Annotated in this window: 11 protein-coding genes; 9 read left to right on the top strand and 2 right to left on the bottom strand. The window is 59.2% G+C overall.

All coding sequences use genetic code 11. The features are described 5' to 3' along the window. Window positions 1-40: 40 nt before the first annotated feature. From relA to ARC85_RS17290, 3 genes are all read left to right on the top strand, one after another. Complete coding sequence (gene relA / locus ARC85_RS17300) at window positions 41-2,278, top strand: GTP diphosphokinase (RefSeq protein ID WP_226611279.1); 2,238 nt, start codon at window positions 41-43, stop codon at window positions 2,276-2,278. Continuing rightward, the gene (gene mazG / locus ARC85_RS17295) at window positions 2,275-3,114 is read left to right on the top strand and encodes a nucleoside triphosphate pyrophosphohydrolase (RefSeq protein WP_286715611.1); all 840 of its coding nucleotides are present in this window, start codon (window positions 2,275-2,277) and stop codon (window positions 3,112-3,114) included. The genes relA and mazG overlap by 4 nt, the downstream gene beginning before the upstream one ends. A 148-nt stretch (window positions 3,115-3,262) precedes the next feature. Beyond that, window positions 3,263-3,607, top strand: a complete 345-nt coding sequence (locus ARC85_RS17290) for a hypothetical protein (RefSeq protein WP_011785703.1) — start codon at window positions 3,263-3,265, stop codon at window positions 3,605-3,607. A 71-nt stretch (window positions 3,608-3,678) separates the two neighbouring features. Here the strand turns inward: ARC85_RS17290 and ARC85_RS17285 are convergent, their stop codons facing one another. Next, the gene (locus ARC85_RS17285) at window positions 3,679-3,915 is read right to left on the bottom strand and encodes a hypothetical protein (RefSeq protein WP_011785702.1); all 237 of its coding nucleotides are present in this window, start codon (window positions 3,913-3,915) and stop codon (window positions 3,679-3,681) included. 102 nt (window positions 3,916-4,017) lie between these two features. Between ARC85_RS17285 and ppc the strand changes: the two genes are divergently transcribed. The 6 genes from ppc to ARC85_RS17255 all read left to right on the top strand — a co-directional run bounded on the left by ppc (window position 4,018) and on the right by ARC85_RS17255 (window position 11,023). After that, window positions 4,018-6,663: a phosphoenolpyruvate carboxylase gene (ppc, locus tag ARC85_RS17280; protein ID WP_114433634.1), complete on the top strand. Its 2,646-nt coding sequence runs from the start codon at window positions 4,018-4,020 to the stop codon at window positions 6,661-6,663. Window positions 6,664-6,724: 61 nt separating this feature from the next. Further along, window positions 6,725-8,095 (top strand): HDOD domain-containing protein, encoded by a 1,371-nt coding sequence (locus ARC85_RS17275; protein WP_014420781.1) that lies wholly within the window; start codon window positions 6,725-6,727, stop codon window positions 8,093-8,095. Between the two features lie 226 nt (window positions 8,096-8,321). Further along, window positions 8,322-8,975, top strand: coding sequence for an adenylate kinase (adk, locus tag ARC85_RS17270; RefSeq protein ID WP_011785699.1), 654 nt, complete (start codon window positions 8,322-8,324; stop codon window positions 8,973-8,975). A gap of 33 nt (window positions 8,976-9,008) precedes the next feature. Continuing rightward, window positions 9,009-9,710 carry a tRNA (adenosine(37)-N6)-threonylcarbamoyltransferase complex dimerization subunit type 1 TsaB gene (gene tsaB / locus ARC85_RS17265; protein ID WP_153741222.1) on the top strand — a complete coding sequence of 234 codons (702 nt, stop codon included), beginning with the start codon at window positions 9,009-9,011 and terminating at the stop codon, window positions 9,708-9,710. Window positions 9,711-9,797: 87 nt separating this feature from the next. Beyond that, window positions 9,798-10,187 carry a hypothetical protein gene (locus tag ARC85_RS17260; RefSeq protein WP_011785697.1) on the top strand — a complete coding sequence of 130 codons (390 nt, stop codon included), beginning with the start codon at window positions 9,798-9,800 and terminating at the stop codon, window positions 10,185-10,187. Next, window positions 10,187-11,023 carry a class I SAM-dependent methyltransferase gene (locus ARC85_RS17255; RefSeq protein WP_011785696.1) on the top strand — a complete coding sequence of 279 codons (837 nt, stop codon included), beginning with the start codon at window positions 10,187-10,189 and terminating at the stop codon, window positions 11,021-11,023. The genes ARC85_RS17260 and ARC85_RS17255 overlap by 1 nt, the downstream gene beginning before the upstream one ends. Before the next feature lie 18 nt (window positions 11,024-11,041). Here the strand turns inward: ARC85_RS17255 and plsB are convergent, their stop codons facing one another. Then, on the bottom strand, window positions 11,042-13,513 hold the full coding sequence (gene plsB, locus ARC85_RS17250) for a glycerol-3-phosphate 1-O-acyltransferase PlsB (RefSeq protein ID WP_286715610.1): 2,472 nt from the start codon (window positions 13,511-13,513) through the stop codon (window positions 11,042-11,044). Window positions 13,514-13,619: the final 106 nt, after the last annotated feature.

Raw genomic sequence — 13,619 nt, 5'->3', positions numbered from 1 at the left:
CCGTGAGAATAACCGAAAAACAAACGGGTAAAGCTCTGCCATGGTAAAAGTTCGGGAAGACTATTCGATCAGCGGTGACGGCGAGGTCGATTTAGACCGTTGCGTGCAGCACATCGCTGAACAGACTCATCTCGAGGACCCGGGTCAGCTTCGGAGGGCTTGTGAGAAAGCCGCCCAGATCGCCGTTCAGGCGTTCCGGGAAGACCGCTTGTGGGCGCCCGGTGCCAGCAGTTTCCGGACCGGTCTGGAAATGGCGCAGGTTTTGGCAGAGCTGCATCTTGATCAGGCCAGCCTGGTTGCCGCCGTACTCTATCGGGCGGTGCGTGAAGAACGGGTGCCGCTTGAAGAGGTTCGCAAGGAATTCGGCGATGAAGTGGCGGGGCTGATCAACGGCGTGCAGCAGATGGCTGCGATTTCGTCCATCCATCATCCGCTCAAGGGCAATGTCCTGGGGCAGAGCGAAGGCCAGTTGGACAATGTCCGCAAGATGCTGGTCACCATGATTGATGACGTTCGGGTAGCGCTCATCAAACTGGCAGAGCGCACCTGCGCTATCCGCGCAGTGAAAGATGCGCCGGAAGAAAAACGCATGCGCGTGGCCCGGGAAGTCTTCGACATCTATGCTCCGTTGGCGCACAGGCTCGGTATCGGCCACATCAAGTGGGAGCTGGAAGATCTCTCATTCCGCTACCTGCATGGTTCTGCATACAAGAAAATCGCCAAGTTGCTGGATGAGAAACGGCTGGACCGTGAAAGCTACATCCGCCGCGTGATTGATACCCTGCAAACCGAGCTCAAGGCTTCCGGTATCAAGGCCGAGCTCAGCGGGCGGGCCAAGCACATCTACAGTATCTGGCGGAAGATGCGTCGTAAGGGAATCGATTTTTCCCAGGTTTACGATGTCCGTGCCGTGCGCATTCTGGTGCCGGAGGTTCGTGATTGCTATGGCGCGCTGGGGATTGTTCACACCCTGTGGCGCCACATTCCCAACGAGTTTGATGACTACATTGCCAACCCCAAAGAGAACGGTTACCAGTCGCTGCACACCGCTGTGATCGGCCCGGAAGGCAAGGTCATGGAGGTGCAGATTCGTACCCATGCCATGCATGAAGAAGCGGAGCTGGGTGTGTGTGCCCACTGGCTGTACAAGGGCACCGATACCAGGAACAAATCCACCGGCTACGACGCCAAGATCAACTGGTTGCGCCAGGTTCTGGAGTGGCAGGAGGAGCTGGGAGACATTTCCGGACTGGCGGATCATCTGAAATCAGACGTGGCCTCAGACCGGGTGTATGTGTTTACGCCGGAAGGCCATGTGGTAGACCTGCCCCAGGGCGCCACGCCGGTGGATTTTGCCTACCGGGTGCATACCGAAATTGGTCATGCCTGCCGGGGTGCCAGGGTGAACAGCCGCATTGTTCCGCTGACCTACCCGCTCAAGACCGGGGATCAGGTTTTTATTCTGACCTCCAACAATCCGGCTCCCAGCAGGGACTGGCTCAACCCGAGCCTGGGCTATATTCAGACGTCCAGGGCCCGGGCGAAGGTTACACACTGGTTCAAACAGCAGAACCGTGACCGCAATGTCATTGACGGCCGCGCTATTCTGGAAGATGAGTTCAAGCGCCTGTCGCTGTTTGATGTGGAGCTGGAACAACTGGCAGCCAAGGTCAACTACCACAGCATTGATGATATGTTTGCCGCCATCGGGGCGGGAGACCTGCGGCCTACTCATGTGGCCAATGTGGCTCAGCAACTGTTGGAGCCCCGGTCTGAACAGCTGGATCTTAAGCTGACCCCGAACCGGAGAAAGCCCTACGATACTGAATCCGATATCCAGATACTCGGTGTTGGCAAGTTGAAAACCCAGGTGGCCAAGTGTTGCAAGCCGCTGCCCGGCGACCCGATCGGGGGATACATCACCGTGGGCCGCGGCGTGACCGTGCACCGCCAGGACTGCCTCACGTTCCTGAACCTGCGGGAATTTGAACCGAACCGCATCATTGAAGTGAACTGGGGCGGGCAGCCCGCGGCGGTCTATCCGGTGGATATCGAAATTGAGGCCTACGATCGATCCGGTCTGCTGCGTGACATCACCCAGGTGCTGTCTTCGTCCCGCAGTGATGTGTTGTCTCTCAACACCGTGACCAACAAAGACGAGAACACGGCCACTATGCGGGTGACGGTGGAAATCTCCAGCCTGGAGCAGTTGGCGCGGCTGCTGGCCCAGATTCGGAACCTGCCGAACATCATCGACGTAAGGCGGAAACGCGGATGAGTTACAGCATCGAAGATCTGAAATACCTGATGGCCCGGCTCCGGGATCCGGACACCGGTTGCCCCTGGGACACCAAACAGACCTTTGCCAGCATCGTGCCTCACACGATTGAAGAAGCTTACGAAGTCGCTGATGCCATCGAGCAGGAGGATTTCCCACATCTGAAAGACGAACTGGGAGATCTTCTTTTCCAGGTCATCTTCTATGCCCGCATGGGAGAAGAAACCGGACACTTTGAGTTTGATGGCATTGTTGACCACTTGGTTCGCAAGCTGGTTCGGCGCCATCCCCACGTGTTTCCGGGGGGCACATTGGAGAGCCGTATCGATCCGGATAATCGACCCGATGAAGCCTGGATCAAGGAAAGCTGGGAGCGCATCAAGGCCGAGGAGCGTGCTGAGAAACCGGTGGCGGAGACTCCGGCCAGCCGTCTGGACGGTATTGCCCGCACCCTGCCGGCCATGGCCCGAGCGGAAAAACTGCAACGGCGTGCGGCCCGGCATGGCTTCGACTGGCCGGATATCGGCCCCGTGTTCGACAAACTTCACGAAGAGATCGAAGAGCTCAAGGAAGCCTGGCAAATGGCCGAGGCCGGTACCGGAGATCTGGATGCGGTTGAGGACGAGCTGGGTGACCTGCTGTTTGTTTGTGTAAATCTGGCACGTTTCCTGAAAGTAAATCCCGAGCAGGCCCTGAAGCGAACCAATCACAAGTTTGATGCCCGGTTCCGTGCCATTGAGCGGGTGCTGGAAAAAGAAGGTCGTAATCTGGATGAAGAAACCCTGGAAGCGCTGGATGCCGTGTGGCAGAGCGTGAAAGGGGTGGAAAAGGAGTAGGGAAGCGGAACTGGAAACCGTCACCGATAGGTACAATCCGTTACCAATTTTCCGTCACCGGCCTGTCATTCTTCGTCTACACTTCCGGGAACAGTCGCACTGAAAAAGTGCGTTGTGCCATCAAACAAGATGCAGGAGTGAAGGCACCATGAAGATCAAAGATCTGGTCAAGCACTGGGATAAACACGGCCGTGGAAGACTGACCCGGGACGCCGCCTATCTGTCTTTGGCTGACCAGCATCATGACCGCTTGCAGAAGCTTGCGGCACTGTATCCGATGAAGTCCACTCAGGATCTGATGCGGGATCTGATCTCCGCCGCTCTCGACGAGCTGGAAACCAGTTTCCCCTACGTTCAGGGTGAGAAGGTTGTGGCTTACGACGAGGATGGCTTTGAAATCTATGAGGACAAAGGCCTGACACCGCAATTCGTTGCCCTGAGCCAGAAACACATCAAGCGCCTCAAGGCCCGCCAGTTGGAGTCGGTTGCCTGACGGTTGCCAACACCCATTGCCATAGATTCTGTAACAACAACGCCGGGCTCAGCCCGGCGTTGTTGTTTGTATTACGACTTCTTCTGTTCTGCCAATCGGTCTTTCAGCGGACCCTGGCTGATCAGGTCGTCCAGAGCGGCGGCAATCATGTCGTTCAGGATCTCACTTTCGCTTCGGTCCGGGTAGAGTTCCGCCAGGGCCGCAATCCGTGCGGCATCTTCCAGAGGCAGGCGCAGGTTGTATTCATGGCTGCGCTCCTGGGCCTGTTTTTCCTTTTCCCAATGCTGGGGCAGTTCGGTCACTTTCATGTCAGCTCCTGAGCGAAGTGGTTGAATCGTCAATAGACTTTCTGCGTTGCTCCCTAGTATCGTAAGTTTAGATTGTTTCCGTCAATTCAGAAGGAACCTGCCGTGACCGAACTGCACCCGGATCTTCGAGAAAACGTACGTTTGCTGGGCGATCTGCTTGGCCAGAGCATACTCCGATTCCCCGGACAGGACTGCTACGACCGCATTGAAGAAATCCGCGCCGCCGCCAAGGCTGACCGGCGCCAGGAAAGCGGTTCCGGACAACGCCTGGTGAAGCTCCTGGGCCAGCTCAGCGATGATGAGCTGTTACCGGTGACCCGAGCCTTTAACCAGTTTCTCAACCTTGCCAACCTCGCTGAGCAGTACCACGGAATTCGTCGCAAGCAGGGGCATCCGTCAGATCTGATGGTGGAATCCCTGGGGGAGGTGTTTGATCGGCTGAAGTCCGGGGGGATAGACCCGCAAGAGTTGCATCGGAAGGTTGCAGATTTACGCATAGAGTTTGTGCTCACCGCGCACCCCACCGAAGTGGCCCGGCGTACATTGATCCTCAAGTACGATGAAATGTCCGATTGCCTGTCGAGGCTGGATCATGACGACCTGATGCCCGGTGAACGGGAGGAAATTGTTGACCGGTTGTCGCTGTTGATTGCCGAGGCCTGGCATACCGACGAGATTCGGCATGAAAGGCCGACCGCCGTGGACGAGGCCAAGTGGGGCTTCGCCGTTATCGAGAACAGTCTCTGGCAGGCGCTGCCGAAATTTCTCCGTAGCCTGGACACCTCGCTGTCGGAGGCGACCGGTCAGGGGCTTCCGTTGCAGGTGTCGCCGATCCGTATTGCCTCGTGGATGGGGGGAGACCGTGATGGCAACCCCAATGTCACCCACGAAGTGACCCGGGAAGTGTTTCTGCTTGGTCGCTGGATGGCCGCAGATCTCTATCTGCGCGATATCCAGGCGCTGAGAGCGGAGCTCTCCATGTGGCAGGCAAGCGATGAATTGCGGGCCGAGGTGGGAGATTCCCGGGAGCCGTATCGCCAGGTGCTGGCCCAGTTGAGGGAACGCCTGATCAAGACCCGGGACTGGGCCGAGGCCAGCGTCAAGGGCGAGCCGGCGGACGATTCGGGCATTCTGTTTGAGAACGAGGATCTGACCGGGCCTTTGGAATTGTGCTATCGCTCCCTGATGGAGTGCGGGCTGGAGACCATTGCCAATGGTCCGCTGCTGGATACCATTCGCCGGGCTCACACCTTCGGCCTGCCACTGATCCGACTGGATATCCGCCAGGAGGCCTCACGCCACGCCGAGGCGGTGGCAGAGATGGTGAGCTACCTGGGGTTGGGTGACTATCTGTCCTGGTCGGAACAGGAGCGCCAGGCGTTTCTGGTCAAGGAACTGAAAGGGCGGCGCCCCCTGGTGCCCCGGAATTGGCAACCCTCCGAGCCGGTGCGGGAGGTGCTGGCAACCTGCGAGGTGGTCGCAGGCCAGACACCGGAAGCCCTGGGTTCCTACGTCATTTCCATGGCCAGCAAGCCCTCGGACGTTTTAAACGTGATTTTGCTGCTGCGGGAAGCGGGGATGGCTTTCCCCATGCGCGTTGTGCCGCTGTTCGAAACGTTGGATGATCTCAAGGGGGCTCCCGACAGTATGGCGGCCCTGTACGAGGTGGACTGGTATCGGGAATACTGCAGCGGACGCCAGGAAGTCATGATCGGCTATTCAGACTCCTCCAAAGATGCCGGCCAGTTGATGGCGGCCTGGGCCCAGTACCAGGCCCAGGAGAAGTTGACCGAAGTGGCCAATCGATATGGAGTGCATCTGACTCTGTTTCATGGTCGCGGCGGCACCGTGGGCCGGGGCGGTGGTCCGGCGAATCGGGCGATTCTGTCCCAGCCGCCGGGCTCGGTGAACGGCAGCTTCCGGATTACCGAGCAGGGCGAGATGATCCGCTTTAAATTTGGTCTGCCGAGGCTGGCGGTGCAGAGTCTGACCTTGTACACCACCGCGGTGATTGAGGCGACCCTGGCGCCACCACCTGTGCCAAAGGATGAGTGGCGCGAGGTGATGGACTGGCTGACCGAGCGTTCGCTGCGGTCCTACCGTGAGGTGGTCCGTGAGAATCCGGATTTTGTGCCTTACTTCCGCCAGGTCACACCGGAAACGGCTCTGGGTAAACTTGCCCTTGGCAGCCGGCCGGCCCGGCGCAAGGCCACAGGGGGCGTTGAAAGCCTGAGAGCCATTCCGTGGATTTTTGCATGGACCCAGATGCGGTTGATGCTGCCAAGCTGGCTGGGCAGTGATGTTGCCCTCGAACAGGCGGCCCAGGCGGACCGCCTGCCCGAACTGCGGGAGATGATGCAGGGCTGGCCGTTCTTCCGCACCTACGTGGATATGCTGGAAATGGTCCTCGCCAAGGCAGATTTGCGTATTGCCAGCTATTACGAGCAGACCCTGGTTGAGGACGAGCACTTGCTGGCGCTTGGCCAGAGCCTGAGGCAGCGTTTGCAGGGCTGCATTGAGCGTCTGCTGGAGCTTAAACAGCAACAGACTCTGCTGGAGCAGGAGCCGGTGTTTGCCCATTCAATGAAAGTCCGGAATCCCTACACTGATCCGCTGCACTATCTGCAGGCAGAATTACTCAGGCGTGACCGGGAAAGCGAGGGGGCTGGAAAGGTGCCGGAATTGGTCGAGAGGGCGCTGAAGGTGACCATGGCCGGAATTTCTGCCGGTATGCGAAATACCGGTTAAGGTGCATAATAAGGCCGGGGCCGGACAGCCCCGGCCCATTTGCTTTAAGGAGTTACCCCCGTTGGCATTGTCGGAGAGGCTTTCGCGTTTTCTGGCCCGCAAGGGCATTACCTACCAGCCACTGGAAACGGAGCCCGTTGCCAATCTGGACGCGGCGGTGCTTGCTTCGGGTAAACCCCAGCATGACTTTATCAAGGCGACCCTGCTGATCGATATCAATGGGGTGGTTATGGTGGTACACCGTTTTGACAGCACACTTGATATGGATGCCGTGCACCAGTTCACCGGTCGGCGCCTGCAGCCGCTGACGGCGCGCCAGACTTCCCGGTTGTTCGGGGACTGTGACGCCGGATTCGTACCTCCGATCGGAGCCGCCTGGGAGCTGCCGGTTCTGGTGGATGAAGATGTAGTGACAGCCGAAAGTGTGATCTTCTCCGGTGGCACGGACCACAGCCTGGTTGAAATGGACGGCCGGGCCTTCCGTCTGGCCCAGGCTGGCGCCCGGCAGGGACATCTGGTTATTCGTGGTCAGGGCGTGGAAGATCGCGAAGCCCTGACTCTGGAAGACGTGGCAGACAAACTGCAAAAGCTTTATCGGCTGCCGCCAATGCCGGCCCTGGCATTGCGAATCCTGCGGCTGACCGCCAATACTGAAGCGACGGCCAAAGAACTGGCCGAGTTGATCGAATTCGACCCCAGTATGACCGCGCAGATCATGCGCTATGCCCGATCAGCGCTGTTCAACTACCCCGGCCAGATAAACTCTGTACAGGAAGCGGTCACCCGGGTCCTCGGTTTTGACCGGGTTGCCCACATTGCCCTGGGTATTGCCTCGGTGCGGGCGTTTGATGTGCCCCGCGGAGGCATGCTCGGCATGGATAATTTCTGGCGCCACTCGCTTTATTGCGCGTTCCTGTGCCAGAACCTCGCCGCCTATTCCGGCCGCGACAAGGGGCTCGCCTATCTGTGCGGATTGCTGCACAACTTCGGCCTGCTGCTGGTGGGCCATCTGTTTCCATCGGAGTTTGAAGAGCTCAATGCTCTGCGGGAAATCAACCCGGAGGCAAGCATGCACTCGCTCGAGCAGGAAGTGTTTGGCCACAGTGAGCGCCAGGATATTCTGGCTGTTGGTCATGGTGCCATTGGCGGTATTCTGCACCGGCTGTGGCAGTTGCCGGAAGCCGTGATCAAAGCCGCCGGCATGCACCAGCACATCGGATACCATGGCGAGCACGAGGAATATGTCCAGATGGTGCAGCTGGCCAATGCCATACTCAAAGAGCGTGGTATCGGTGACGAACTCAATCCTGACGACCTGCCGGCACTGGTTGAGAGCCTTGGGCTCCGGGCGGATGTGCTGGAGCGGGTTCAGAGCGACATAGACCAGGTGGCTTCCGATCTGGACGTGCTGGCGTCTTCCCTCGCTTCCTGATTATTCCCAGCCCTGCACTGGCCGTTGAGGCAGCTTACAGCCCGGCATTCGGACAATGATACGGAGGTCGACTTTCTCTGCCGGGTGTGAGTTCGTATAATGCTGCCTCGTTTTTGTGCGTGCGCGCCGGATACACAGTCCGGAGCCGTCGAGAGGTTGTCGCAAAGGCAGAGGTCTTTGCCATAACTTTTCAAACGATAATATAAAGCAATGGGAGCACAACGTTATGCGAATCATTATGTTAGGCGCGCCAGGCGCAGGTAAGGGCACCCAGGCCCAGTTTATTACCGAGCGTTTCGAGATCCCCCAGATCTCCACGGGTGATATGCTCCGCGCTGCGGTCAAAGCCGAATCCGAGCTGGGCCTGCAGGTTAAAGAGGTTATGGCGTCTGGTGGCCTGGTGTCTGATGACATCATTATTGCCCTGATTGAAGAGCGTATCCAGCAGCCAGATTGCAAGAACGGCTTCCTGCTGGATGGTTTCCCGCGCACCATTCCCCAGGCTGAGGCCCTGAAAGACCAGGGTATCGCCATCGACTACGTGGTCGAAATCTCGGTTGAAGACGAAGAAATCGTCAGCCGCCTGTCTGGCCGTCGTGTACACGAGGGCAGTGGCCGCATCTACCACGTTAAATACGATCCGCCCAAGGTAGAAGGCAAAGACGATGAGACCGGCGAAGCGCTGATCCAGCGTGAAGACGACAAGGAAGAGACCGTTCGCAAGCGCCTCAAAATCTATCATGAGCAGACAGCGCCGCTGGTGGGCTTCTACCAGAGCTGGGCAGAGAAGGCCCCGGCCGATGCACCCAGGTATGTGCGCGTTGAAGGCGTTGGCAGCCTCGACAGTATTCGCGATCAGATTCTGTCCCAACTGAAGTGATCGAAACCGGCTCAGCCCAGGAGGCGTGATTCTGTGAAACTTCTGGCACTGGATACCTCATCCGAGGGCTGTTCCGCGGCACTCTGGCTGGATGGCCGGGTGACCGAGCGATTCGAGGTGGCTCCGCGGGGCCACACTCGCCTGTTAATGCCCATGGTTCGCGAATTGTTCGCGGAGCAGGGCCTGTCCCCAACCGATCTCGATGCGCTGGCGTTCGCCCGGGGCCCAGGCTCTTTCACCGGGCTGCGGATTGCAACCGGTGTAGTCCAGGGATTGGCCTGGGGGCTGGATATCCCCGTGGTTCCAGTGTCGTCCCTGGCGGCGGTGGCGCTCGCGGCGATCGAAACGCACGCCCTGCAGGAGGGTGATTGCATTGCGGTGGCCTTTGACGCCCGCATGGGGGAGGTTTACTGGGGCGTGTTCCGCTGTGAGGCGGGGCTTCCAGTGTTGCTGAGCGAGGAGCGGGTCTGCCCGCCTGACGCGGTGACTCTGCCACCGGATGCCAGTGGCAACTGGTACGGCGCCGGTCAGGGCTGGACCCTGAAAGAGCAGATGCCCGGTGAACTCGTTGAACGCCTCGCAGCCATTGACGATACGTTGTTGCCGGCAGCGGCCCAGGTGGCGAAGCTGGCCGAACAGGGAATGTCGAACGGGCAGGCGGTGCCAGCAGAGCAGGCACAACCGGTGTATATCCGGGACGAAGTGGCCTGGAAGAAGTTGCCCGGTCGGGAGTGAACCCCGCTCCAACCGCCGTCTTTGCATTCTGCACCAGATCCTCCATAATGCGATGACGACTCTGAATCCTCACCCCGGTGGTGCGTTATGATTGGCGGCATCAATCCCTCAAATCCTTCGTTGTACCAGGCGGGTAATAACTCCCCGGCCCGGGAACGCACGGATGTATCCCGCACCCCGGCGGCGGACCCCCAGGCACTTGCCACGGGTGATGTTCGCAACCAGCTCAATACCGCCCGTCAGGATCGGGATACCGCCCCCGGTAATCCGGCACAGCCCGGTGGTACCGGCCCGGAACTGGACAGCCGGCGTGTCGAAGCCCGGCGCGCGGCGGAAGATGCCCGGCTTGAACGTTTTCGCGCAGATGAATTGCCGCTTCCTGCCGCCCGCGCGCTGTCGGCTTTTGCCGGCGTTGCCGCTGCCGGACAGGAGTTTGAGAGCGGCAGCGTGCTGAGCGGAATTGATATTCTGGTCTGATGCCGTCGCCTTCCTCTCACACCGAGCTTCCGGATTCCTCGTCTCTCCGTCACATCCTGGCCGTTGCTCATAGCCCCTTGGCTGAACCGGGCGTAGCCCGTACGCTGGCCACCGAGCTGGGGCTTGACTGGCTGGGCGTGGTCGCCCCCAAACAGGTTCGGGACTACGGTCTTCTATTGTTTATGGACGAGCATGGGCTGGCGTTACAACAAACCGGTAAAGGTGCGCCCGGGCCAGTCAGGGCGGAATTTGTCAGTGGCAAGATGGGCTACCGGCGCGAGCACGGTGGTGGCGCTGGCCAGTTGGTGGCGCGCGCCGTGGGTATGCAGAAAACCCGCGCTCCGTTGCAGGTGCTTGATGCCACCGCCGGCCTCGGCCAGGACGCCTTTGTACTGGCCTCCCTGGGGTGCCAGATGACACTGTTCGAGCGTAACCCGATCATTCATGCCCTGTTGGCCGATGGCCTGTACCGGGCTAGCCTGAATGAGGCTTGTGCACCGATTGTGGCGCGAATGACGCTGCACTCTGGCAACTCACTGGACTGGATGAACCAGGCAGGACCCGAAGCCGTCGATGTGGTCTATCTGGACCCGATGTTTCCGCATCGGGACAAGTCTGCGCTGGTCAAGAAGGAAATGCAGGTGTTCCGGCAGGTGGTGGGTGATGATGACGACGCCAGCCAGCTACTGGAGGCCGCGCTCGGCTGTGCCCGCTATCGGGTGGTGGTCAAACGCCCCCGCAAGGCACCCGCGATCGCCGGACCGGAGCCGGCTGCACGGGTTGAGGGTAAAAGCAGTCGCTACGACATCTATCCGATCCGGGCGCTGCCGGCCTGACAGTGCCGCAGCGATCTGTCAGGCGTCGAGCATGGTGACCTGCTGGATCGCCTGGCGTTTCTCCACGCTCAGAACCAGACGGGCGTCTTCAGCCACTTCATCCAGACCCTCGCCATAGCACAGCCGGCCGTCTTCATCGGTTGTGAGAACGCCGTTTTTCTGCATATTGGCGATGAAGTTCCGGAACAGGGTCTTGTCAAAGAACTCCGGTGCGTTCAGGCCGAACAGAATCGACATCCGTTCCGCCAGCAATGTGCTCTGTTCTTCCAGCTCTGCCGCCGTCAGGTTGCCGGAGCCATATTTCCTGAGTATGCCCAGGGTGATGTGATAGCGTTCCAGGGTCTGGATGATGAAGCGGGACAGAATCCGCGACCGCAGCATCGCTTCGGTACCTTCCTCAGGCCGTCCCAGACGCTCATCCTCAAGCCTGATCAGCAAGCCCTGGTCCACCAGCACGTCAATCCACTGGTTGATCACCGCGTCTACCTTTTCCTGGTCATACTGCAGGAACAGCTCTGACTGCAGGTAGGGATAGGCGACGCTGGTGAGGAAAACGATCTTTTCCCGGCTCAGGCTGGCCTTGTTCTCGAACAGGCTGGCAATGAGGGCTGGCAGAGCAAACAGATGCTGGATGTTGTTCCGATAGTAAGTCATCAGGATGGCGTTCGAGCCCTCCAGGGCAATAATGTCGCCCAGTTTCTGGGGCTGACGGGTAATCAGCCCCATGTTCTCGCAATAGGCAATCCAGTCCCGGCCGCTGCCTTCGGGCAGGGTAATGGTTTCGGCATAGGGATAGGCGCGGAGCAGGTCAGCATACTTGTCCAGCAGGCGGATCAGCTGGCCCTCATCCATCGCCAGCCGCTCAGTGCCCAGCAGAACGGTGGCCGTCATGCCAATCGGGTTCACGGCCACCGAGGCGTTGATGTTGCTGGCCACACGCTGGGACAGATTATCAACGGCCTGGTTCAGCCAGGGGGGACGATACTCGGTGTCATAGGCTTCGTGGCGCCAGCTTTCGTGAACGTCGTCCAGTACCTTGTCCAGGTGGATCGGATCACCGAAGTTGACGGCAACGCGGCCAAACGAGTTGGTCAGTTTGCGAGCGGTCTTGGCGAGACCGAAAATGCTTTCTTTCTGTTTCTTTTTCCCGCGCAGCTCGCCGAGGTAGGAGCGCCCTTCCATGACTTTCTCGTAGCCGATGTACACCGGTACAAAAACGATGGGCTTGCGGTGATCCCGCAGGAAGCTTCGCACGGTCATTGACAGCATGCCCGGGCGCGGAGGCAGCATGCGGCCGGTCCGGGAGCGGCCACCCTCGACGAAATACTCCACCGAGTAGCCCCGGGTGAACATCACATGCATGTACTCGTTGAATACCGTGGCGTAAAGCGGGTTGTCCTTGAAGCTGCGGCGCATGAAAAACGCGCCACCACGTCGCAGGATTGGTCCCACGATGGGCATGTTCAGGTTAATGCCTGCCGCAATGTGGGGCGGCATCAGGCCGTTTTTGTAGAGCACATAGGACAGCAGCAGGTAGTCGATGTGGGAGCGGTGGCAGGGTACGTAGACCACAGCGTTGTCCTGTGCCGCTTCCTTGGCTACCCCAATGTTGTGGATGGCAATGCCGTTGTAGATCCGGTTCCAGAGCCAGGCCAATACCAGTTCCAGGAAGCGAATAGTGACAATCGACATGCTGGCGGCGATCTCGTCGGCGTATTTGTAGGCCTTGGCGCGGACCTTCTCCGGCGGGATATCATCCTTCGCAGCAGTCTCACGGATGGCTTCCTTGACCGCCTGGGTGCGTACCAGCCCCTCCACCAGGGTGCGTCGATGCGACAAATCCGGCCCCAGCACCGCCTGGCGCACACGACGGAAGTGGGTTCGCAGAATTCGCGCCAGCTTGCGGTTGGCCTTCTGCTCGTTGTCGCGATACTCGTCCACCACTTGTTTCAGTGACAGCGGCTGGTTGAACTGCACGTAAGTGTTGCGGCCATGCACCAGGATAATCAGAAATTTCTGCAGGCGGCCCGCGACCGACCAGGTGTCGGAGAGCAGTAGTTTGACCAGGGATTTTTCCTTGTCCGGAGAGCGGCCCCAGAACAGGGATACCGGCACAATCTGGACATCCTGTTCCGGATGTTCCAGCCCGAAGTGGACCAGATCGGTAAACTCCCGGGTAGGCACCGGCTTGTGCCGGCCGCCCCGGAACAGGCCGCCAATGCGTTTGTAGAGGAAGAAAAACGAATGCGAGGGCCCATTCTTCACCGGCAAGGTGTCGGTGGCGCCGGGCAACCGTGCCCGGATGACTTCCTGCTCCAGCACCAGCCGGCTAGACAGCGAGCTGTACTGGAGCACGTAACAGACGGGCTTGTCCGGGGCCAGCCCGAGGGCTTCCAGGGTATTGCCACTGACATCGGTCCTGACCCATAAAAACAGGATCTTTCGGAAAAGAGACAGGATCAGGCTGCGAATGCCCTGATAAAGTCGCATAAACGGTTACTCCGGTCCTGGAAACAGGCGCCAAGTTTAACGGGTTGGGGCGGTAGCGGAAAGTCGCGCACCAATTCTTGGTGATGAATGTGATGTGGTACATTTC

The organism is Marinobacter sp. tcs-11, from assembly GCF_002049515.1.
Taxonomy (GTDB): Bacteria; Pseudomonadota; Gammaproteobacteria; order Pseudomonadales; family Oleiphilaceae; genus Marinobacter; species Marinobacter nauticus.
Note: the sequence above shows the minus strand (reverse complement) of the source record. Positions and strands in the feature narration are given on the sequence as shown.

What these genes read in the sequence shown, in the direction of transcription:
- relA (WP_226611279.1), top strand. Translation starts at nt 41, where the DNA reads ATGGTAAAAGTTCGGGAAGACTATTCGATCAGCGGTGACGGCGAGGTC.
- mazG (WP_286715611.1), top strand. Translation starts at nt 2,275, where the DNA reads ATGAGTTACAGCATCGAAGATCTGAAATACCTGATGGCCCGGCTCCGG.
- ARC85_RS17290 (WP_011785703.1), top strand. Translation starts at nt 3,263, where the DNA reads ATGAAGATCAAAGATCTGGTCAAGCACTGGGATAAACACGGCCGTGGA.
- ARC85_RS17285 (WP_011785702.1), bottom strand. Translation starts at nt 3,915, where the DNA reads ATGAAAGTGACCGAACTGCCCCAGCATTGGGAAAAGGAAAAACAGGCC.
- adk (WP_011785699.1), top strand. Translation starts at nt 8,322, where the DNA reads ATGCGAATCATTATGTTAGGCGCGCCAGGCGCAGGTAAGGGCACCCAG.
- ARC85_RS17260 (WP_011785697.1), top strand. Translation starts at nt 9,798, where the DNA reads ATGATTGGCGGCATCAATCCCTCAAATCCTTCGTTGTACCAGGCGGGT.
- ARC85_RS17255 (WP_011785696.1), top strand. Translation starts at nt 10,187, where the DNA reads ATGCCGTCGCCTTCCTCTCACACCGAGCTTCCGGATTCCTCGTCTCTC.
- plsB (WP_286715610.1), bottom strand. Translation starts at nt 13,513, where the DNA reads ATGCGACTTTATCAGGGCATTCGCAGCCTGATCCTGTCTCTTTTCCGA.